This window comes from Salmonella sp. SAL04214 (assembly GCF_046550615.1).
Classification (GTDB): Bacteria; Pseudomonadota; Gammaproteobacteria; order Enterobacterales; family Enterobacteriaceae; genus Salmonella; species Salmonella enterica.
The window spans coordinates 13,973-37,246 of the sequence record NZ_JBGDXT010000009.1; the positions used below are offsets into that span (position 1 = coordinate 13,973).

A 23,274-nucleotide genomic window follows, 5' to 3' on the forward strand; every position below is an offset into this window, starting at 1 on the left:
GTCTGTTTACCCCTATTTCAACCGGATGCTTCGCATTCGGTTTTTTTTAGCCTTTTTCAGACACACCCGGCTGATTTATGCTACCTGCCTAAAACTATCACGGTTATTCACTACACTCCCCTGCTCGACCGTTCGTAAGACATTAGCAAATAATTTCTTGATATTTAGTGCTAAACATTTATAAGTAGTCTTTATATTTGTACCGTTCTGCGAAGGTTGTACGCTTTTCCCGTCCCGCCGACGGAGCGCGTGTTAAGTTGCCTGGCATGACGTAAGAGTCTGGAAATTCATTCATTACCCTTTATACTGCCCTTCACCTTCAGCGTTGCTTTTACAGGTCGTAAACATAAATGAGTCAGTCTGACACAACGGTCTCTACCCGATTCTCCCTTCTACCGGGAAGCATTACCCGTTTCTTCTTATTGCTGATCATTGTGCTGCTGGTAACGATGGGCGTTATGGTACAGAGCGCCGTCAACGCCTGGTTGAAAGACAAAAGCTATCAAATTGTCGATATCACCCACGCTATTCATAAACGCGTGGATACCTGGCGGTATGTTACCTGGCAAATTTATGACAACATCGCCGCGACCACTACGCCATCGACAGGTGAAGGACTTCAGGAAACGCGTCTGAAGCAGGATGTGTATTATCTTGAAAAGCCGCGACGTAAAACTGAAGCGCTGATTTTCGGTTCCCATGACAGCGCCACGCTGGAAATGACGCAGCGTATGTCAACTTATCTGGATACGCTGTGGGGCGCGGAAAACGTGCCGTGGTCAATGTATTACCTCAACGGACAGGATAACAGCCTGATTCTTATCTCTACCCTACCGTTGAAAGATCTCTCTTCCGGCTTTAAAGAGTCCACTATTGGCAATATCGTCGATTCCCGCCGGGCAGAGATGTTGCAGCAGGCGAATGCGCTGGATGAGCGCGAAAGTTTCTCCTCATTGCGAAAACTGGCCTGGCAAAACGGTCACTATTTTACGCTGCGCACGACCTTCAATCAGCCAGGACATCTGGCAACCGTGGTGGCGTTTGATCTGCCCATTAATGATTTAATCCCGCCGGGAATGCCGCTGGACAGTTTTCGGATAGAGCCTGACGCGACCCAGGCGACGGGGCGAAGCAGTGAAAAAGAAGCGCCAGATAGCGTCACGATTAGCTTTAACGGTTCAAAAATTGAGATCTCCTCAGCGCTTAACTCTACCGGAATGCGCCTGATCTGGCAGGTACCGTTCGGTACGCTTTTGCTTGATACGTTGCAAAATATTCTGCTGCCTTTACTGCTGAACATCGGGCTGCTGGCGTTGGCGTTATTTGGCTACGCCACGTTCCGTCATCAGCCGGGACGGTCGACGGAATCGACATCCGGCAACGCGGCGAATAATGAGCTTCGCGTCTTACGCGCCATTAATGAAGAGATCGTTTCTCTGCTGCCGCTGGGTCTGCTGGTCTACGATCAGGAAGGAAACCGCACCGTGATCAGCAATAAAATCGCCGATCATCTGTTGCCGCATCTTAACCTGCAAAATATTACCAGCATGGCGGAACAGCATCAGGGCGTGATTCAGGCGACAATTAACAACGAACTGTATGAGATCCGTCTGTTTCGCAGCCAGATCGCCCCCCGCACGCAGATCTTTATTATTCGCGATCAGGACCGGGAAGTGCTGGTGAATAAGAAGCTTAAACAGGCGCAGCGTTTGTATGAGAAGAATCAGCAGGGCCGCGCCGCCTTTATGCAAAATATCAGCAACACGCTTAAAGAGCCCGTACGCCAACTGGCGGTTAACGCCGCGGCAGTCACCACGCCGGAAAGCCTGAAACTGGCGGATCAGGCGGATGTATTGGTACGTATGATCGATGAAATCCAACTGGCGAATATGCTGGAAAATGACGCATGGAAGAGCGAAGCAACGCTGTTCTCCCTGCAGGATCTTATTGACGAAGTCGTGCCGGAAGTGCTGCCCGCCATTAAGCGTAAAGGGCTGCAACTGCTGATTAATAACCATCTTAGCGGCAACGATGAACGCTGGGGCGATCGCGACGCCCTGCGCCGGATTTTGCTGCTGTTGATTCAGTATGCCGTCACGACGACTGCTATGGGTAAAATTACGCTTGAAGTCGAGCAGGATGAATCTATCGCGGAGCGTCTGACTTTCCGTATTCTGGATACGGGCGAAGGTGTAACGTTAAACGAGATTGATAATCTGCATTTCCCGTATATGAATGAAACGCAGGGCGATCGTTACGGCAAAGCGAATCCGCTCACCTTCTGGCTGTGCAATCAACTGGCGCGCAAACTGGGCGGTCATCTCAACATTAAAGCGCGAGAAACGCTGGGCACGCGCTATACCGTTCATGTCAAAATGCTTCCTCACGATCAGCATACTCAGGTCGAAGAGCGCCTGCTGGACGACGTGAGCGTGATGGTCGATGTGACGTCCAACGAGGTTCGCGCGATTGTGCTGCGTCAGTTAGAAAACTGGGGCGCCACCTGCATCACGCCGGATGAAAGGCAGATAAGTCAAGAATATGATCTCTTTTTAACGGATAATCCGTCTAATCTTACTGCCTCGGGCTTGCTTTTAAGCGATGATGAGTCAGGCGTGCGGAAAATTGGCCCGGGTCAGTTGCGCGTCAACTTTAATATGAGCAATGCTATGCAGGAAGCTGTACTACAACTTATCGAAGAGCAGCTGGCGCAGGAAGAGATTCCCGCCTCCCCGCTCGGCGGAGATGAAAATGCCGAGCTTCATGCCAGCGGCTATTATGCGCTATTTGTAGACACAGTACCGGATGATGTTAAGAGGTTGTATACTGAGGCGGCAACCAGCGATTTCGCTGCGCTGGCCCAAACGGCCCACCGCCTGAAAGGGGTGTTTGCCATGCTTAATCTGGTACCCGGCAAGCAGTTATGTGAAACGCTGGAACATCTGATTCGTGAGAAAGATGCTCCAGGTATAGAAAAATATATCAGCGACATTGACGCCTACGTCAAAAGCTTGCTGTAGCAAGGTAGCCCAATACATGAACAATATGAACGTAATTATTGCCGATGACCACCCGATTGTACTGTTCGGTATTCGCAAATCACTTGAACAAATCGAGTGGGTGAATGTTGTCGGCGAATTTGAAGATTCCACAGCATTGATCAACAACCTGCCGAAATTAGATGCGCATGTGTTGATCACTGACCTCTCCATGCCGGGAGATAAATACGGCGATGGGATCACCTTGATCAAGTACATCAAGCGTCATTTTCCGAGCCTGTCTATTATCGTTCTGACCATGAACAACAATCCGGCGATCCTGAGCGCCGTGTTGGATCTTGATATTGAAGGGATCGTACTCAAACAGGGTGCGCCAACCGATCTGCCTAAGGCGCTGGCCGCGCTGCAAAAAGGCAAAAAATTCACCCCGGAAAGCGTTTCTCGTCTGCTGGAGAAAATCAGCGCAGGCGGTTACGGCGATAAGCGCCTGTCGCCAAAAGAGAGCGAAGTATTACGCCTGTTCGCCGAGGGTTTCCTGGTCACCGAAATCGCCAAGAAGCTCAACCGCAGCATTAAGACCATCAGCAGCCAGAAGAAATCGGCGATGATGAAACTGGGCGTAGAGAATGATATCGCGCTGCTCAACTATCTCTCTTCCGTCACCCTGAGTCCGACAGACAAAGAATAAATCGCTTTTATGTTACCCAGCCTGATGGCGCTACGCTTATCAGGCCTACCAGTCGACTCATCTTTTGCAGGCCGGACAGGCGACGCCGCCATCCGGCATTTTTTATGCCCGCGTTTTACGTACCCGCTCGGCATACACCGCCAGCGTCTGTTTCAACACATCCAGCGTCACAGGTTTCGACAAACAGCTGTCCATACCGGACTCCAGGCAACGTTGTTTCTCTTCCGCCAGCGCGTTCGCCGTCACGCCGACGACCGGCAGCGTCAGCCCAAGCTGACGGATACGCTGCGTCAGGCGATAGCCGTCCATGTTCGGCATGTTCACATCGCTCAGAACAATATCGATAGCATTTTTACTCAGCACATTCAGAGCGTCCACGCCATCATTGGCTGTCTTACACTGATACCCCAGCGATCCCAGTTGATCGGCCAGCAAGCGGCGATTGATCGGATGATCGTCAACGACCAGAATCATCATGTCGTCATTTGAATCTGCGGTTTTATCCGTCGTCGGCAATGCGCTGGAAAGCGCTTCACTATCCAGCTCAATACTATAGATACGCGCCAACAGCGCGGGCAACTCATGCACCGACGCCACACTATGCACCCACTCGCCAGGCGCTCTTTCCAATGGAATCCCGATATGACGGCGGCAAAAGACGACCGCCGCCCTCCCCTGCCAGGTATGCTCCAGCGCGTCATCGACAATCAAAATATCGTCTGCGGCGGGTTCTTGCCCTTCATAACGCTGCGTATGAACGCCGCTACGCGCCAGACTGGTCTCAATAAACTGGCACAAAGAAGTATTGCGCACCGCCAGCCAACAGCAGGTTCCGGCGAGTCCTTCCACGCTCTTTTTCACAGGGTATTGCGCGCCATAAAGCGGGATGCGCAGCGTAAACTGGCTTCCCATGCCCGGCTCCGAATCGACGGAAATATCGCCGTCCATCATGCTGATCAATTTTTCGCAAATCGCCAGCCCCAGACCGGTCCCCTGAAAGTTACGCTGTACGCCGGTTCCCACCTGGAAGAAGGGATCGAACAGGCGAACCACCTCTTTTGCCGGAATACCGACGCCGGTATCCCGCACGCGAATGCTGAGATAATCCCCATCACAGCGCACATGCAGCACGATGCAGCCAATATCGGTAAACTTAATGGCGTTGCTCAACAGGTTTGAAATGACCTGCTGTAAACGCATCGGGTCGCCGTTCAGCGATACCGGCACGTCAGGCTCAATAAAACAATACAGGCCGAGCTGCTTACGCACCACCAGCGGCAGATAATTGGCGGTGATATGGTTCATCACCTCTCGCGGTGAAAATTCGCGCGGCTCAATCTTTAGCTGTTCCGACTCAATTTTCGAGAAGTCGAGAATGTCGCTGATAATTTTCAGCAACAGACTGGAGGAGTTATTCATCGCCGTGACCAGACGATCCACGCCTTTTGGCAGCTCTTTGGTTTGCAGCAGATCGAGATTGCCAATGATACCGTACAGCGGTGTGCGCAATTCATGGCTGACCGTTGCAAGGAACATGGATTTAGACTGGCTTGCCTGCTCCGCCGCCTGCGCCATCTCCTGCAGCGACTCTTCCATTTTGACGCGCGTACTCACATCTACCAACACGCAAATCGCGACGTTTTCATTACGATAGCGGGAATGGACGAAGCTAATTTGCAAATTGGTATTATTACTGGTCAATACATCAACGAAGTTGACCTGCTGGCCGCAAATAATTTGCGTCAGGCGCTGTCTGTCTTCATGCGTGAGCATGTTCAGGTAGGTGTGCGCCAGTTCGTTACTCAGAATATTGACACCATCAATAGTGCGCAGAATACAGATCCCCACCGGCGCGGAGGCAACGATTTTACGGTTGAACTGTTCATGTTCTTCCAGACGCTGAGCATCGCTCTCCGCCGGAATAAAAATTCGCCGCTCATACATCCGCGCAAGCGTAAACAGCCCTGCGCCCACCAGCACGTTCAGCAGGATAGCATTCAGGATAAGAATACGAATACGCTCCAGGACTAAATCTACAGGCACAGAATAGACAATACTGAGCGAGGATGGCGGCAGGCTTTTTTTGAGTACCAGTTCGCGAAAACCTGGCGTATAACCAAACCAGGAGCGCTCCTGCATCCAGCGCGGCTCCGCTTTAATATTGCCGTCAGGACCGGTCAACGAAATCAGCGAATGGCCGTTCTCATCAATAATAGTGACGCCCATCGGCAAACTGCCGGGCGTGAAAAAATTTTCCATACGGATGGACTGCTCGACGCCCAGCAGCGCCTGCAGACGGTTGGCCAGATACACCGGCGTCAGCGCATAAAAGTAGCCCACGCCCTGACGCGCGCCCTGGCTTATCCAGAAAAGGTTATTCCCACTTTCTTCCTGCGGCGCGTTGCGGTATTTCATAATCCGCTCATGTAACGCTTTTAACGCATCATCGCGCTCCACGGGCATTTCACGCAGGCCGAAATTCGCCATACAGAGGTTATCGCTGCCAATCAGGAAAACGCGGTTAAGATCATACGCCGCTGAAAAGTTGTCGCGCCAGTAACGCATAAACCAGGCCAGCGACTCCAGCGATCCGCGCCAGGCGGAGCCCATCGCCGCACAGTCTGAGTCGGCGAATAGCGGTTCAAAGTCCGGCACCACCATTTTGTCATCACGCGCACGCGACGACATGACGCCGTTTTCCGCCGTTAAACGGTTCTCGGCGATATATTTGAGCTCTTTCATCACATCCGACGTGCGCTGGATAAAACGCTGCGCCTGATCGGAGCTAAGGTTGAACTCCTGACGAATTTCAGACTCCCGCTGGTGCAGGGCATTGACGATGTAAAACACCGAAACAAAGGCGATTAAGAGCCAAATGAGTAACGCTAACGCTCTGAATAAGTAGCGCGAGACTTTCAGCGTAGTTCGAAAGGAAGCAAGGTATTTCAAAGGGGCGAAGCTCCGCCTCAGGATGTAAATAGAGTGTGACTAAGGTAGCGGTAAATGACGTAGCCCGCAACGGCAAAGAAAAAGGGCCGGATATCCGGCCCTCGCACAGCAATAACATTACTCGTCAGCGTCATCCGCAACGTCGTCATCGCTTTCCGCTTCCGGGGCGATATCCTCATCCCCTTCCGCCACGCTGCCGTCGATAGCGTCGAGTTCTTCGTCATCTACCGGTTCAGCAACGCGTTGCAGACCCACCACGTTTTCATCTTCCGCCGTGCGGATAAGGATAACGCCCTGGGTATTACGTCCCACTACGCTGATCTCAGACACTCGGGTACGCACCAGAGTACCGGCATCCGTGATCATCATGATCTGGTCGCAATCGTCTACCTGTACCGCACCGACAACGGAACCGTTGCGCTCGGTCACTTTGATAGAGATAACGCCCTGCGTCGCACGAGACTTGGTCGGGTACTCGTCCGCTGCGGTACGCTTCCCGTAGCCGTTTTGCGTTACGGTCAGAATAGCGCCTTCGCCGCGTGGGATGATCAGAGAGACTACTTTATCGTCTCCCGCCAGCTTAATACCGCGCACACCGGTCGCGGTACGCCCCATCGCACGGACGGCGTCTTCTTTGAAGCGCACCACTTTACCCGCGGCCGAGAACAGCATGACTTCGTCAGAACCAGAAGTCAGGTCAACGCCAATCAGCTCGTCGCCGTCGTTGAGGTTCACCGCGATAATACCGGCGGAACGCGGACGGCTGAATTCGGTCAGCGCCGTTTTCTTCACGGTACCGCTGGCGGTCGCCATAAAGACGTTGACGCCTTCTTCGTACTCACGAACCGGCAGAATCGCGGTGATACGTTCGTTGGCTTCCAGCGGCAGCAGGTTGACGATCGGACGACCGCGCGCGCCGCGGCTGGCTTCCGGCAGCTGATAGACCTTCATCCAGTACAGACGGCCCCGGCTGGAGAAGCAGAGGATGGTGTCATGGGTGTTAGCCACCAGCAGGCGGTCGATAAAGTCTTCTTCTTTAATACGCGCGGCAGATTTACCTTTCCCACCACGACGTTGCGCTTCGTAATCCGTCAGCGGTTGATATTTGACGTAACCCTGGTGAGACAGCGTCACGACAACATCTTCCTGGCTAATCAGATCTTCGATATTAATATCGGCGCTGTTGGCGGTGATTTCGGTACGACGCTCATCGCCGAACTGATCGCGAATTAACTCCATCTCTTCGCGGATCACTTCCATCAGGCGATCGGCGCTGCCCAGAATGTGCAGCAGTTCAGCAATCTGCTCCAGCAACTCTTTGTATTCGTCGAGCAGTTTTTCATGCTCCAGGCCGGTCAGTTTCTGCAAACGCAGATCCAGAATCGCCTGCGCCTGCTGTTCAGTCAGGTAGTACTGACCGTCACGCACGCCAAATTCTGGCTCCAGCCATTCCGGACGCGCGGCGTCATCACCGGCGCGCTCCAGCATCGCAGCAACGTTGCCCAGGTCCCACGGACGCGAAATCAGCGCCGCTTTTGCTTCCGCCGGCGTTGGCGCGCGGCGAATCAGTTCGATAATCGGGTCGATGTTGGCCAGCGCAATCGCCAGAGCTTCAAGGATATGCGCGCGGTCACGGGCTTTACGCAGTTCAAAAATAGTCCGACGCGTCACCACTTCACGGCGGTGGCGCACGAACGCTGAAATGATGTCTTTCAGGTTCATGATCTTCGGCTGGCCGTGATGCAGCGCCACCATGTTAATACCGAAGGAAACCTGTAGCTGGGTCTGGGAGTAGAGATTATTAAGCACCACCTCGCCCACCGCATCGCGTTTCACTTCAATCACGATGCGCATCCCGTCTTTATCGGATTCGTCACGCAGCGCGCTGATGCCTTCCACGCGTTTATCTTTCACCAGCTCGGCGATTTTCTCGATCAGGCGCGCTTTGTTCACCTGATAGGGAATTTCATGGACGATGATGGTTTCACGGCCCGTTTTCGCGTCAGCTTCAACTTCCGCGCGGGCGCGAATGTACACTTTGCCACGACCGGTGCGGTAGGCTTCTTCGATACCACGACGACCGTTGATGATCGCGGCGGTCGGGAAGTCCGGACCCGGAATATGTTCCATCAGCCCTTCAATGCTGATGTCTTCGTTGTCGATATACGCCAGGCAGCCGTTAATCACTTCCGTCAGGTTGTGCGGCGGGATATTCGTCGCCATACCTACTGCGATACCGGAAGAACCGTTCACCAGCAGATTCGGAATTTTGGTCGGCATGACGTCCGGAATTTTTTCCGTACCGTCATAGTTATCCACGAAATCCACCGTCTCTTTTTCGAGATCGGCCATCAGTTCGTGGGCGATTTTCGCCAGACGGATCTCCGTATAACGCATTGCCGCCGCGGAGTCGCCGTCAATAGAACCGAAGTTACCCTGACCATCCACCAGCATGTAACGCAGCGAGAATGGCTGCGCCATACGAACGATGGTGTCATACACTGCGGAATCGCCGTGGGGATGGTATTTACCGATTACGTCACCAACGACACGGGCAGATTTTTTATAGGCTTTGTTCCAGTCATTGCCCAATACGTTCATGGCGTAAAGTACGCGACGGTGTACCGGCTTCAGGCCATCTCGGACATCCGGCAGCGCACGGCCAACAATGACCGACATCGCATAATCCAGATAGGAGCTCTTCAGCTCTTCCTCAATGTTGACCGGTGTAATTTCTCTCGCAAGGTCGCTCATCTAACCGCTATCCCTCTACTGTATCCCGGATTCAAAGGTCGCAAATTATAACACATTCGCCCACGTACTGGTAAACGGAATGCAGCCAGACAATGCTTTATTCGGGTGCCGCATGCTCTCTTCATTTATAAGCGTGGTCTCGGCGTTTATCGGCGATCGGTTTCAGAGGCGACACAGGGGAGATCGGGGTCTGGCCAGGAAGAGGCTGGAAAATCAATACCTCCCGCGTATACCCGTCATACTTCAAGTTTCATGTGCGTTGGCGGCAAGTTACTCGGCCCATCCCTGGGCCTCGCCCCGTCGGGGTTAGCGCAAGCGCTGTTCAAGACGGTTAACCATTTTATCCTGCAACTCGAATTATTTAGGGGATATGCCGGGAGGCATAAACCATAATCAGTATCACCAGATGCTATTTAATCACATAGGCCAGGTATTCTTTCACTACCTCATCGTTTAATTCCTGACCCAATCCGGGCTGTTCCGGCGCGACATAATAGCCATTTTCCGGTTGATAATCGTGGGTACAAAGTTCCCGAATAGATGCTTTCATCGCATTGGTATGATGCTCATGAATAATAAAGTTGGGAATTGCTGTTTCCATATGCAGCGCGGCTGCCGTGGAAACAGGACCGCCGCAAACATGCACCTGTACAGTGGTGTCATAAATATTAGCATAGTCACAGATTTTCTTTCCTTCGGTAATTCCGCCGCAGAGACACAAATCAGGTTGCGCTACGGCAATAGACTGCTTCTCCAGTAATTCCCTGTATCCCCATCTTGTGTAGGAACGCTCGACAGTGGCGATTGGAATCGTTGTTGAACGGGAAACTTTCTGCATATTATCAGAATTTAATGGATGAATCGGTTCTTCATAAAGAAAGATACGATACTTTTCTATCGCCTTCGCAAATTGAATAGCTGAGTTTGTACCGAGAAGAGAATGGATTTCCACGATAATATCAGCATCATCCCCCATTGCTTCACGCATAGCGGCAATTCGCGCTTCCCCCATTTTTAATTGATCGGCCAGTAACAATCCTGAATAGTTACGATTTTTATTCTGAAAAACACAGTCATCACCATTACGATCGATTTCGAGTGGATCCACTTTAATCGCATCATATCCATCGTCAAGAGCCGCACGCGCCGCCTCAGCATATTCATCAGGTGTCACTAATATCTGGCGTTTATCCCCCCAACCAAATTGTAACTGGCTAGCATAGGTTCTTAATTTTTCATTAGTTTTCCCACCAAGGAGCTGATAAACAGGTACACCTAAATATTTACCTTTGATATCCCAAAGAGCAATATCAATAGCGCTCATTCCGGCATAAAAAACGTTCCCGCCCCCCATCCCCCAAAAAGTCTTTCTGAAAAAGAACTCCCAAATTTTTTCGATATTTAGTGGATCTTCACCCACAATCAATGGCGCCAGATCTCTGATGATCCCTACGCCAGCTTTAGCGCCTGCGCCATAGGCCAGTCCTACTTCGCCAATACCACTTAATCCTGAGTCGGTATTCACCCGGATAAGTACTGGATTATAGGATGACATCGTTTGATCTCTTTTTTTTAATTCACAGTCAAAAACTTCAATAGACGTAATTTTCATAATTTCTCCATTTATCAGGTTCGTGATACAACATTTGTTTGTTGGCTTTTTTCTTTTTTCACATCAATTTTCATTAACGCCAAAACGGCTACCGCAGCGAAGCAAAGTATTGCCTCTACAATAAATATTCCTGTCGCACCATAATGAGTAGAAACGAATCCCAGTGATTTATTAATCAGGAATCCGCCAAGACTTGAACATGAGTTAATAAACGCAATGCTGATAGCCAACCCTGACGGCGACAATAATGCAGAAGGCAGCGCCCAGTAAGGTCCGTAATAGCTGAGGATCCCAACACCATAGAACGTTAGCCCCAGCATTCTCAGCGACATTGAGGGGACAAGAGCAATCATCAGAAAACCACAGCCTGCCAGAAACATGGGTAATGCAGCATGCCATTTTCGTTCATTCTTTTTATCGGAATGCCAGCCCCACCAGGGCATGCTGAACATAGCGAAAATAAACGGAATACTCATGATTAAACCAACGTCAGTATCCGTAAAATCAGCTGAAAATCCCTTCACCAACCCCGGCAACCAGTAGTTTGCCGCCAGAGCAGCCGCCTGAATCAACATGTAGGCGAAAGAAAGCTGAAGCAAAACTGGATTTTTGATTACGGAAAGAAAGGATGAGTTGGTATTTTTATTTAATGCAGCTGCGGTTTCATTGTCAGTGCGTAATTTATTAACTAAGGCCGATATCTGCTGTGGCGTAAGCCATTTAGCCTTTTCTGGACTGTCAGGCAGTAAATAAAATGTCAGGATGCCAAGGAATACGGTAGGGATACCTTCAATAGCAAAAAGCCAGCGCCAGCCTTCATAATCCGGGGTATTCAAATGCTCGATGATCCAACCAGACATCGGCGCAGCCAATACCGATGCAACAGCAATAGATAACATGAAGAAACTATTGACTTTTCCGCGTTCACGAGCCGGGAACCAGCATGCAAGATAATAAACCATGCCCGGGAAAAAGCCAGCTTCAAATACCCCCAAAAAAATGCGAGCCAGCAAAATATGTTGAGTATCTTTAGCAAAAAAAATCAGCCCAGTTACCGCTCCCCAGCCGATAATAATGGAACTAATCCATTTTCTTGCACCAAGCTTTTGCAAGCCAATGCTACTCGGAATTTGAAAGATTAAATATGATATGAAGAATATAGAAGAAATATTAGCGAAATCCTCAGGCGTAATACCGAGAGATTCATTCATGCGTAATGCAGCAAACCCAATATTGACACGATCCATATAGTTAAAAAGTAAAGAATAAAGGCCAAAGGAATGATTTTCCTTTTTACAATACGAATTGCATCGTATAAATTTTCTTGTGGACTACTCATTTTGCATCACCTTTTATGATTCAATGAATAAGGGTATTGACCGGAATCGATGTTACGTAAAAAACAATACAATTCAAAAGCTAATGTGTCATATCTGATATATCAGTAAGCAAACTTAATGAAATATACAATAACAACAATAAAGTATGTAAATTTTCTTATATCTGATATATTAGATCCGTTAATTTTGAATAAATTAATTACAATGGAGCCGGGTTTAACCATGGAGGAGAAGAAAATGAAAAATAGATTAAAGCGTGATTTTAGTCACATATCAATTGAAATACCCAAATCTATCACCCAGGTGATTAAAGAGAAAATAAGGGAGATGATTATCCATGGCGATTTCGATCTTGGGCAAGCGATCAGTGAAAATGAACTATCAAATATTCTGATGGTAAGTAAAACACCAATTCGTGAAGCTTTTATTTGGCTGAGCTATAATGAAAACTTGGTCAACATCATTCCCCGCAGTGGGACATTTGTTTTTTCTGTCACCGACGAGGATATCAATGATCTCATCAAAATGAGGGTTATCCTTGAACAGGGCGCAATTCGTGAAGCGATGGAGAAAAATGCTAACAATGTCATAGTCGAATTAAGCAATATTTTATCGAAGTCAGCAAAAATTAATGCAGAGCGAGATACGCAAGCTTACCTCAAACTGGATCATGATTTTCATTATGTTTTTGTGAAATATGCCGATAATAAATACATTTCACAAGCACACCTGTTGATCTCAGCACGTTTATTGGCAATTCGCTACAGACTGGATTTTACCGCTGAATATATCACCAGCTCTAACCGTGGACATGCCACTATTTTGGATATGTTAAAAAACAACAACGTCGAGGGCGTCTGTAATTTTATCACGCACCACATCGGTAGCGGTTTTACAGAACGCGCAAGAAAACTTCTTGCGCTGAAAGCGTAATAAAGACGGCAGTAGATATAACGCAGCGACTTTGCACCTGCTATACTGCCCCGATAGATCAATAGCGGAATCTCATGTACTCATGAACACTGAAAAACCGTCGGTAGCTCACAACGTTGACCATAATGAAATCGCCAAATTCGAAGCCGTCGCGTCGCGCTGGTGGGATCTGGAGGGCGAATTCAAGCCATTGCATCGCATCAACCCTCTACGCCTTGGCTACATTACTGAGCGCTCAGGCGGCCTGTTTGGTAAAAAGGTACTCGACGTCGGCTGCGGCGGAGGCATTCTGGCGGAAAGTATGGCACGCGAAGGCGCAACCGTCACCGGGTTGGATATGGGCTTTGAGCCTTTGCAGGTCGCCAAACTGCATGCGCTGGAAAGCGGCATCGAGGTAGAGTACGTGCAGGAGACGGTTGAGGAACATGCGGCAAAACACGCCCAGCAATACGACGTCGTCACCTGTATGGAAATGCTGGAGCATGTTCCCGATCCGCAATCGGTCGTCCACGCCTGCGCCCAACTGGTTAAACCCGGCGGCGAGGTGTTCTTCTCAACGTTGAACCGCAATGGAAAATCCTGGCTGATGGCGGTCGTCGGCGCTGAGTATATTCTGCGCATGGTGCCAAAAGGCACGCACGACGTGAAGAAATTCATTAAGCCTGCTGAACTGTTAAGCTGGGTAGATGAAACCGTCCTGAAAGAGCAACATATCACCGGGCTGCACTACAACCCGATAACCAATACTTTCAAACTCGGTCCCGGAGTAGACGTTAACTACATGTTGCATACCCGCGCTAAAAAATCCTGACATCAAAGAATTTTCCTATAAGGGTTGCGTTAGATCATCGGGCGCAACCTTTCTCTTCGATGAAGAAATCAGCATTCGATCAAATTTTGATTTTTTTTTATGAATTGTTGACATCCTCTCCAGGCCTTATCAGACGCGCATTTAGCGATTCTTACGCTTTTGCAACCGCAATTTAACGCCAAAATCAACTCTTGTACTCAAAAGAATCCCTACTAGAATACTCACCATATAGCGTTTCACTTATCGATCACCCCCTATATATAGTATTTATCCACAGAGTTAGTCACAACGTGGCGTTGTGGATAAGCGGGGGGATATTTTTCTTTCACGGACAGGTAAACAGGTAGAAAACCACATGAATCAGAGTCTGCTGGTGACAAAGCGTGACGGCCGTACTGAGCGCATCAATCTCGACAAAATTCATCGCGTGCTTGATTGGGCGGCAGAAGGACTGAATAACGTATCGGTTTCTCAGGTCGAGCTACGCTCGCATATTCAGTTTTATGATGGGATTAAGACCTCCGATATCCATGAAACTATCATTAAGGCCGCCGCAGACCTGATCTCTCGCGATGCGCCGGATTATCAATACCTGGCTGCGCGTCTGGCGATTTTCCACCTGCGTAAGAAAGCCTTCGGCCAGTTTGAGCCGCCCGCACTTTACCACCATGTGGTAAAAATGGTTGAGCTTGGCAAATACGACAATCATCTGCTGGAAGACTACACGGAAGAAGAGTTCAAGCAGATGGATTCGTTTATCGTTCACGATCGCGATATGACCTTCTCCTACGCTGCCGTTAAGCAGCTGGAAGGGAAATATCTGGTGCAAAACCGCGTGACCGGCGAAATCTATGAAAGCGCACAGTTCCTCTACATTCTGGTAGCGGCCTGCCTGTTCTCGAACTACCCGCGTGAAACGCGTCTTGACTATGTAAAACGTTTTTACGATGCGGTCTCTACGTTCAAAATCTCGCTGCCGACGCCGATTATGTCCGGCGTGCGTACCCCAACCCGTCAGTTCAGCTCCTGCGTACTGATCGAGTGTGGCGACAGTCTGGATTCCATCAACGCCACCTCCAGCGCGATTGTGAAATACGTTTCTCAGCGCGCCGGTATCGGTATCAACGCGGGACGCATTCGTGCGCTGGGCAGCCCGATTCGCGGCGGCGAAGCGTTCCACACTGGCTGTATTCCGTTCTACAAGCACTTCCAGACCGCGGTGAAATCCTGCTCGCAGGGCGGCGTGCGCGGCGGCGCGGCGACACTGTTCTATCCGATGTGGCACCTGGAAGTGGAAAGCCTGCTGGTGCTGAAAAACAACCGTGGCGTGGAAGGCAACCGCGTACGTCACATGGACTACGGCGTACAGATCAACAAACTGATGTATACCCGCCTGCTGAAGGGCGGCGACATTACGCTGTTCAGTCCGTCCGATGTACCCGGGCTATACGATGCGTTCTTCGCCGACCAGGACGAATTCGAACGCCTGTACGTGAAATATGAAAACGACGACAGCATCCGCAAACAGCGTGTGAAAGCGGTCGAACTGTTCTCGCTGATGATGCAGGAACGCGCCTCTACCGGTCGTATCTATATCCAGAACGTTGACCACTGCAATACTCACAGTCCGTTCGATCCGGTTGTCGCCCCGGTACGCCAGTCTAACCTGTGTCTGGAGATTGCCCTGCCGACCAAACCGCTGAACGATGTCAACGATGAAAACGGCGAAATTGCGTTGTGTACGCTGTCTGCATTCAACCTGGGCGCCATTAAAACTCTGGACGAGCTGGAAGAACTGGCTATTCTGGCAGTACGCGCTTTGGATGCTCTGCTCGATTATCAGGATTACCCGATTCCGGCTGCCAAACGCGGCGCAATGGGCCGTCGTACGCTGGGCATTGGCGTGATTAACTTCGCCTACTGGCTGGCGAAAAACGGTAAGCGTTATTCCGACGGCAGCGCCAATAATCTGACGCATAAAACCTTCGAAGCCATTCAATACTATCTGCTTAAAGCGTCCAACGAACTGGCGAAAGAGCAAGGCGCCTGCCCCTGGTTCAACGAAACCACCTATGCAAAAGGCATTCTGCCGATCGACACCTACAAAAAAGATCTGGATGCGATCGTCAACGAACCGCTGCACTACGACTGGGAACAGCTGCGTGAGTCGATCAAAACCCACGGTCTGCGTAACTCCACGCTATCGGCGCTAATGCCGTCGGAAACGTCGTCCCAGATCTCCAACGCCACCAACGGCATTGAGCCGCCGCGCGGCTACGTCAGCATCAAGGCCTCGAAAGACGGTATTTTGCGTCAGGTCGTGCCGGATTATGAGCATCTGAAAGACGCTTACGAACTGTTGTGGGAGATGCCGAACAACGACGGTTATCTGCAACTGGTGGGTATCATGCAGAAGTTTATCGATCAGTCGATTTCCGCCAATACCAACTACGATCCGTCACGTTTCCCGTCAGGAAAAGTGCCGATGCAGCAACTGCTGAAAGATTTGCTCACCGCGTATAAGTTTGGCGTGAAAACTCTGTACTATCAAAATACCCGCGACGGCGCGGAAGATGCGCAGGACGATTTGGCGCCTTCTATTCAGGACGATGGCTGCGAAAGCGGCGCTTGTAAGATCTGATGAATAGTGCCGGGTAGCGCTATGCTTACCCGGCCTACGATTGTACGGTTTGTAGGCCGGATAAGGCGCTTGCGCCGCCATCCGGCGCTCATCCCATAAAGGATTCACTTCAATGGCATACACCACTTTTTCACAGACGAAAAACGATCAGCTCAAGGAACCCATGTTCTTTGGCCAGCCGGTCAACGTTGCACGCTATGACCAGCAGAAATATGACATCTTCGAAAAACTGATCGAAAAACAGCTCTCTTTCTTCTGGCGTCCGGAAGAGGTCGACGTCTCCCGCGATCGTATCGACTATCAGGCGTTGCCGGAGCACGAAAAACATATCTTCATCAGCAACCTCAAATACCAGACGCTGCTGGATTCCATTCAGGGACGTAGCCCGAACGTCGCCCTGCTGCCGCTCATTTCCATCCCGGAGCTGGAGACGTGGGTAGAGACCTGGGCGTTTTCTGAGACGATTCACTCACGATCCTACACCCACATTATTCGTAACATCGTCAACGATCCGGCGGTCGTGTTTGACGATATCGTGACCAATGAGCAAATTCAGAAGCGCGCCGAAGGGATCTCCGCCTACTACGACGAACTTATTGAGATGACCAGTTACTGGCACCTGCTCGGTGAAGGCACCCATACCGTTAATGGCAAAACGGTTGTCGTGAATCTGCGTGAGCTGAAGAAAAAACTGTATCTGTGCCTGATGAGCGTGAACGCGCTGGAAGCCATCCGCTTCTACGTCAGCTTCGCCTGCTCTTTCGCATTTGCCGAGCGTGAACTGATGGAAGGCAACGCCAAAATTATCCGTCTGATCGCCCGTGACGAAGCTCTGCATCTGACCGGCACGCAACATATGCTGAACCTGTTGCGTAGCGGCGTGGACGACCCGGAGATGGCGGAAATCGCCGAAGAGTGTAAACAGGAATGCTATGACCTGTTCGTGCAGGCGGCGCAGCAGGAAAAAGAGTGGGCGGACTATCTGTTCCGCGACGGTTCGATGATCGGCCTGAATAAAGATATCCTGTGTCAATACGTTGAATATATTACGAATATTCGTATGCAGGCGGTGGGGCTGGATCTGCCGTTCCAGACCCGCTCCAACCCAATCCCGTGGATCAATACCTGGCTGGTGTCCGATAACGTTCAGGTCGCGCCACAGGAAGTGGAAGTTAGCTCTTATCTGGTCGGACAAATCGATTCGGAAGTCGATACCGACGATCTGAGTAATTTCCAGCTCTGATGGGACGCGTCACGCTGCGTATCACTGGCACACAGCTGCTGTGCCAGGATGAACATCCTTCTCTGTTGGCCGCGCTGGAATCGCATAACGTTGAGGTGGAGTATCAGTGCCGCGAAGGATATTGCGGCTCCTGTCGTACCCGGCTGGTTGCCGGTCAGGTTGACTGGATTACAGAACCTTTAGCGTTTATCCAGCCGGGAGAGATTTTGCCCTGCTGCTGCAGGGCAAAAGGCGATATCGAAATCGAGATGTAACTCAGTGCAACTCGCTGGTGGAAACCAACGGCATCACGCCACGTTTTTTCATCTGCACGGCATACAGTGCGCCAGCGAGTACCACCAACACCGCGCCAGCGACATAAATCATACGATAGCCAACCGACTCAACCATCATTCCCATGATAAAGGCGCCAATCGCCATTCCGGCGTCCATCGCGTTAAAGAACAGTGAATTCGCCACACCGATTTTATGCGGTTCAACCGAGCTGATAATTTGCGTCTGGAAGACCGGCGTGACCGAACCGTAGCCGATACCGATGAGACCACCGGAAATAATCATCATGATGCTGCCATTGGTGTAGCCCAGCGCTACCAGACCGATGGTAAAAGCCAACAGACATGGATAAACAACATATTTCGGCCCTTTTTTATCACAAATATTCCCGGTGAAGGTACGGCATATCATCAGTAAAATCGCGTAGCACAGCAGGAAATTACTGGCCGCCGCCATTAAATCCAGCTCACGCGCATACAGCGCCAGGAAAGCCGATACGCCGGCATAGGAGAAAGTCATAAAAAAGGTGACCAGCGCAAAAGGCAAGGCGGCGCGGTCAAACATCGCGGAAAAACCCAGATTCGGTTTCGAACCATCGGCATGACGAATTACCGGAGGAACCGTCACAATCAGGGAAAGCACAATCCCTAACGCCGCTACAGCGGAACAAAGCCAGAATGCGGCAGTGAACGCGTTCCAGCGGGCCATATTCAAACCGATCCACGGTCCTACGACCATCGCAAGGCCCATCGCTAAAGAGAAAAAGCTGATGCCCTCTCCACGTCGGGAGGCCGGAATTAACCGCGCTGAAATAGTTCCTTTTACCGTGGTAATAACACCAAACGTAATCCCATGAAGTACGCGGATAAAGAGCAGCGACTCGATAGAATGGCAAACCGGATACAGCGCGGTAATCACCAAAAAAGCCAGAGAAGAGAGCACCAGAATCTTTTTATTCGAATATTTTCCCACCCACTGCCCGGCAAACGGCCGAATAACAATTGCCGCGGCCAGGAAACATGTCACTAACAGCCCGGCCTTATCTGCAGAAGCATGCAGGCGGTCAGCGATATAAATGGGTAATAAAGTTAGCAGTACATAAAAAACAAAAAAGATAATAAAACTTACTATGGTGATTGCCCAAAAATCCTTCGTCCATAATTTTTCTTTCATTCTTAACGACCCGTTCAGATGGCGCACGCAGGCAACGCTCAGCTCAACTGAACACCTATCAGGTGCGTCAAAATGTGATGTATTCGATAGAATCGCAGTATAAACAAGTGCACTCTATTAGAAAAATTAATCGTTTTAATTATATTGATTAGGTTTTACTAATGACGCTAACCCAAATCCACGCCCTGCTTGCCGTACTGGAGTACGGCGGATTTACCGAAGCCAGCAAACGGCTATACATGACGCAATCCGCCGTCAGCCAGGCCATCTCCGCGCTTGAGGAGGAGCTCGGCGTTGACATATTGATTCGTGAGCGTCGTAAAGAGATTGAGCTTACCGCCGCCGGTAGCCGCATCGTCAGGCACTTACGCGCGATCCAGCGCGACGTCAACGCGGTAAAAGAGATTGCCGAACAAGAAAAAAAGAACCCGGCCCGTACGCTACGGATTGGCTGTTTTCCCAGCGCCTGCGCCTGCATTTTACCCGGCGTCATTCGCTATTTTGAAAGCCATCATCCAAATGTAAAAATTATCCCCTATGAAGAGAACAGTACGGCTATTATTGATTCGCTGCAGGACGGAAGTATTGATGCCGGTTTCGTTCCTTTTCCGGTCAACGGTATGTATTGCGTCCCCATTTACCGGGATAAATTCACCGTAGTGGTGCCTGAAAATCATCCCCTGGCGGCCAATAGTACAGTAACGGTTGAAGAACTGATGGACGAACCACTTATTGTCAGTAAAGGTCGTTATGAATTAAGCATTATGGCGTTGTTTAAAGAAAAGGGTATTGAGCCGATATTTAAATATGAATTTAACCATCCCGATACTGCGCTGAATTTTATTCGCCAGGGATTAGGTATCGCCTTATTGCCAGAATTAACCTTAAAAGCCACGGCAGGAAAATTATGCTCCGTGGCGCTGGAACCCACCTTTTATCGACAAATTTCCCTGTTAGCAAAAGAACCGCCGGTAGAAGGAAGTCCGCTATTTTTATTACAAAAATGTATGGAAACACTGACCGATGAGGGGTTGCTATAAAACAACCCCGCCTGATGGTATTGCGTTTACCAGACTTACGCTGGCAAACGTTGCGCCAGGCCGGATGAGGCGTTTATGCCCTCATCCGGCGCGTCACTTCTACTATGGCAAACCTTTAGTCATTTTTTTGCAGGAACATGACCGCCTTATCCGGGAAGTCAGTGAACAGCCCGTCGACGCCCGCCTTGTTATACAGGATGTCGTACAACTGATTGACGTCTGTGGCATAGTCCGGCAATTGATCGGCACGCACAGTGTAAGGATGCACTACCATCTTATTCTGATGCGCGTCTTGCACCATTCCAGTCAGCTTGATATTCCCTTTCGTTGAGCCTTCCGCGACCAGCATATGGTAATCCGGACCAATACCGTCCGCATATTCCGCCACCTGCTTCATGGCGCCCGGCTTAAACATCCAGTCGTAGTTGTAATTTACCCAACGACCGTCCGGCTGTTTCTGCTGTGTTTCATTCCAGTCGGTATACGCAATAAGTTGAACCAGATTGAGATCCATCCCCATTTTGGGTTCCAGTTCATTCTTAATACGTTTCAGCTCAGCGACATCAAAACACTGCAAATAGACATTGTCCTGCTTGCCGGTGTAACCATACTTCTTCAGCACTTCCAGCGTTTTCGCGGCAATATCTTTCCCTTCCTGATGATGGAACCACGGCGCTTTAATTTCCGGATAAATACCGATATTTTTACCGGTAGAGTGATTTAATCCCTGAACGAATTCAATTTCCTCTTCAAAGGTATGAATGCGGAAATCAGATTTTCCCATCGGGAAACGGCCCGGATAAGTTTGTACTTTTTTGCCGTTTTCAATATCAAACCCTTCGGTAAACTTCAGGGATTTAATTTCATCCAGCGTAAAATCGATAGCGTAATAGCGCCCATCTTTACGCGCCCGGTCCGGAAAACGATCAGCGACGTCAGTTACCCGGTCAAGGTAGTGGTCATGGAGGACGACCAGATGGTCGTCCTTTGTCATCACTAAATCTTGTTCCAGATAATCTGCCCCTTGCGCATACGCCATCGCTTTCGCCGGTAGCGTATGCTCCGGCAGATAACCGCTGGCGCCACGGTGGGCGATAACGACTTTTTCAGCCGCCACGGCGCCGCTTCCGATGGTCATTCCTGCCAACATTAACGCCACGCTAAGGTTTTTCAGTGTGGTTTTCATGTTATTAGCCTCCGTTGCGTTTTAACTGCAGCTCATCATGATGGCGTTTTTCACCAATCATCACGACCACCAGCAGGATTACCGCCAGAATGCTGCCGCCAATCATCACCATAAAGCCGCCATCCCAACCGAAGAAGTCAACGGTATAACCCACAATGGCACTTGCAGCGACAGAACCGCCCAGGTAACCAAACAGACCGGTAAAGCCCGCCGCCGTACCCGCCGCTTTTTTCGGCGCCAGTTCCAGCGCGTGCAGACCGATCAACATTACCGGGCCGTAGATCAGGAAGCCGATGATAATCATACAAGCCATATCAACGTTCGGGTTTCCTGCCGGGTTCATCCAGTAAACGATGGTCGCGATAGTCACCAGGGTCATAAAGAACACGCCCGTCGCACCGCGGTTGCCACGGAAGACTTTATCCGACATCCAGCCACACAGCAGCGTGCCCGGAATACCCGCGTATTCATACAGGAAGTAGGCCCAGGAGGATTTATCCAGTGCGAAATGCTTCACTTCTTTCAGGTAGGTCGGCGACCAGTCGAGGATGCCGTAGCGCAGCAGATAAACAAACACGTTGGCGATAGCGATGTACCACAACAGTTTGTTTGGCAGTACGTACTGCATGAAGATCTGCTTCGCAGTCAGCTCTTCTTCCGCTTTTTCGTTGTAGTCGTCCGGATAGTCGTTTTTATACTCTTCGATAGGTGGCAGACCGCAGGATTGCGGCGTATCGCGCATCATTGCGAAAGCGAACAGCGCCACCACAATCGCGCCAAAGGCTGGCATATAGAGCGCCGCTTTCCAGTCGTTAAACCACGCCATCCCCAGCAGGAACAGCAGTGGCGGGATCCCGCCGCCGACGTTATGCGCACAGTTCCAGACCGACACAATGCCGCCGCGTTCTTTCTGCGACCACCAGTGAACCATCGTACGTCCGCACGGCGGCCACCCCATCCCCTGGAACCAGCCGCAAAGGAACAACAGTACAAACATCACGGCGATGCTGGATGTCGCCCACGGTACAAAGCCCATAAACAACATGACTGCTGCGGCCAGAATCAACCCTGCCGGCAGAAAAACGCGCGGATTCGAGCGATCGGACACCGAACCCATTATAAATTTCGAAAAACCATAAGCGATGGAAATCCCGGACAGAGCAAAGCCCAGATCGCCGCGTGAAAAACCCTGTTCTACCAGGTAGGGCATCGCGAGGGCAAAGTTCTTGCGCACCAGATAATACGCGGCATAGCCAAAGAATATCCCCAGGAAAATCTGCCAGCGTAATCGGCGATAGGTCGGATCAATCTCCGCCGCTGGCAAGCGCGCTTTATGCGGCGCTGGTTTAAAAATACTCAACATATTGTAGCCTCCGTGGCCCGTATTTTATTTAGAGGTAAACACCGCAGTTTGTTCAAACAACCCCGCTGCTCCCAGTGTGGCCGCGATGTTAAGTAAAGATACGTCACGTTAATGTGAATTACAGCACATATTGTTACAGTTTTATGACTAATGTTCAGAAAGGCGCACGAAATCACGTTTCATTTTCGAATAGTGAGCGATTATGCGCGAAATCAAACATTCCATATGATTTGTATGGCTAAATGATAAAAAACGAACTGTGAGGAAAA

14 protein-coding genes and 1 pseudogene are annotated in these 23,274 nt (G+C 50.3%); 8 read left to right on the forward strand and 7 right to left on the reverse strand.

Features of this window, described 5'->3' with window-relative positions:
- Window positions 1-350: 350 nt before the first annotated feature.
- Together rcsD and rcsB are read left to right on the forward strand one after the other, a co-directional pair.
- Window positions 351-3,020: a phosphotransferase RcsD gene (rcsD, locus tag ACLJQD_RS15525; RefSeq protein ID WP_000083201.1), complete on the forward strand. Its 2,670-nt coding sequence runs from the start codon at window positions 351-353 to the stop codon at window positions 3,018-3,020.
- Window positions 3,021-3,036: 16 nt separating this feature from the next.
- The gene (gene rcsB / locus ACLJQD_RS15530) at window positions 3,037-3,687 is read left to right on the forward strand and encodes a response regulator transcription factor RcsB (RefSeq protein ID WP_001061919.1); all 651 of its coding nucleotides are present in this window, start codon (window positions 3,037-3,039) and stop codon (window positions 3,685-3,687) included.
- Between the two features lie 102 nt (window positions 3,688-3,789).
- Here the strand turns inward: rcsB and rcsC are convergent, their stop codons facing one another.
- From rcsC to ACLJQD_RS15550, 4 genes and pseudogenes are all read right to left on the reverse strand, one after another.
- Window positions 3,790-6,636 (reverse strand): two-component system sensor histidine kinase RcsC, encoded by a 2,847-nt coding sequence (gene rcsC, locus ACLJQD_RS15535; RefSeq protein WP_000876084.1) that lies wholly within the window; start codon window positions 6,634-6,636, stop codon window positions 3,790-3,792.
- A 117-nt stretch (window positions 6,637-6,753) separates the two neighbouring features.
- Window positions 6,754-9,390, reverse strand: coding sequence for a DNA topoisomerase (ATP-hydrolyzing) subunit A (gene gyrA, locus ACLJQD_RS15540; protein WP_001281271.1), 2,637 nt, complete (start codon window positions 9,388-9,390; stop codon window positions 6,754-6,756).
- A 409-nt stretch (window positions 9,391-9,799) separates the two neighbouring features.
- Window positions 9,800-11,002: a mandelate racemase/muconate lactonizing enzyme family protein gene (locus tag ACLJQD_RS15545; protein ID WP_410967619.1), complete on the reverse strand. Its 1,203-nt coding sequence runs from the start codon at window positions 11,000-11,002 to the stop codon at window positions 9,800-9,802.
- Between the two features lie 14 nt (window positions 11,003-11,016).
- Window positions 11,017-12,341: pseudogene (locus tag ACLJQD_RS15550) on the reverse strand (MFS transporter).
- A 118-nt stretch (window positions 12,342-12,459) separates the two neighbouring features.
- Here ACLJQD_RS15550 and ACLJQD_RS15555 point away from each other — a divergent pair.
- The 5 genes from ACLJQD_RS15555 to yfaE all read left to right on the forward strand — a co-directional run bounded on the left by ACLJQD_RS15555 (window position 12,460) and on the right by yfaE (window position 18,224).
- A complete protein-coding gene (locus tag ACLJQD_RS15555) occupies window positions 12,460-13,275 on the forward strand; it encodes a GntR family transcriptional regulator (RefSeq protein ID WP_001650138.1) in 816 nt (271 codons plus the stop codon).
- Window positions 13,276-13,357: 82 nt separating this feature from the next.
- Complete coding sequence (gene ubiG / locus ACLJQD_RS15560; RefSeq protein ID WP_017442121.1) at window positions 13,358-14,086, forward strand: bifunctional 2-polyprenyl-6-hydroxyphenol methylase/3-demethylubiquinol 3-O-methyltransferase UbiG; 729 nt, start codon at window positions 13,358-13,360, stop codon at window positions 14,084-14,086.
- Window positions 14,087-14,441: 355 nt separating this feature from the next.
- Window positions 14,442-16,727: a class 1a ribonucleoside-diphosphate reductase subunit alpha gene (nrdA, locus tag ACLJQD_RS15565; protein ID WP_001076494.1), complete on the forward strand. Its 2,286-nt coding sequence runs from the start codon at window positions 14,442-14,444 to the stop codon at window positions 16,725-16,727.
- A gap of 112 nt (window positions 16,728-16,839) precedes the next feature.
- Window positions 16,840-17,970 carry a class Ia ribonucleoside-diphosphate reductase subunit beta gene (nrdB, locus tag ACLJQD_RS15570; protein ID WP_000332026.1) on the forward strand — a complete coding sequence of 377 codons (1,131 nt, stop codon included), beginning with the start codon at window positions 16,840-16,842 and terminating at the stop codon, window positions 17,968-17,970.
- Window positions 17,970-18,224 carry a ferredoxin-like diferric-tyrosyl radical cofactor maintenance protein YfaE gene (gene yfaE / locus ACLJQD_RS15575; RefSeq protein ID WP_000533921.1) on the forward strand — a complete coding sequence of 85 codons (255 nt, stop codon included), beginning with the start codon at window positions 17,970-17,972 and terminating at the stop codon, window positions 18,222-18,224. The genes nrdB and yfaE overlap by 1 nt, the downstream gene beginning before the upstream one ends.
- Window position 18,225: 1 nt before the next feature.
- Here the strand turns inward: yfaE and ACLJQD_RS15580 are convergent, their stop codons facing one another.
- Window positions 18,226-19,416, reverse strand: coding sequence for an MFS transporter (locus tag ACLJQD_RS15580; RefSeq protein WP_017442120.1), 1,191 nt, complete (start codon window positions 19,414-19,416; stop codon window positions 18,226-18,228).
- A gap of 161 nt (window positions 19,417-19,577) precedes the next feature.
- Here ACLJQD_RS15580 and ACLJQD_RS15585 point away from each other — a divergent pair, with 161 nt between their 5' ends.
- Window positions 19,578-20,456 carry a LysR family transcriptional regulator gene (locus tag ACLJQD_RS15585; RefSeq protein ID WP_000176718.1) on the forward strand — a complete coding sequence of 293 codons (879 nt, stop codon included), beginning with the start codon at window positions 19,578-19,580 and terminating at the stop codon, window positions 20,454-20,456.
- A 115-nt stretch (window positions 20,457-20,571) separates the two neighbouring features.
- Here the strand turns inward: ACLJQD_RS15585 and glpQ are convergent, their stop codons facing one another.
- A complete protein-coding gene (glpQ, locus tag ACLJQD_RS15590) occupies window positions 20,572-21,642 on the reverse strand; it encodes a glycerophosphodiester phosphodiesterase (protein WP_000858952.1) in 1,071 nt (356 codons plus the stop codon).
- A 4-nt stretch (window positions 21,643-21,646) separates the two neighbouring features.
- Complete coding sequence (gene glpT, locus ACLJQD_RS15595; RefSeq protein WP_000948739.1) at window positions 21,647-23,005, reverse strand: glycerol-3-phosphate transporter; 1,359 nt, start codon at window positions 23,003-23,005, stop codon at window positions 21,647-21,649.
- Between the last annotated feature and the right edge of the window lie 269 nt (window positions 23,006-23,274).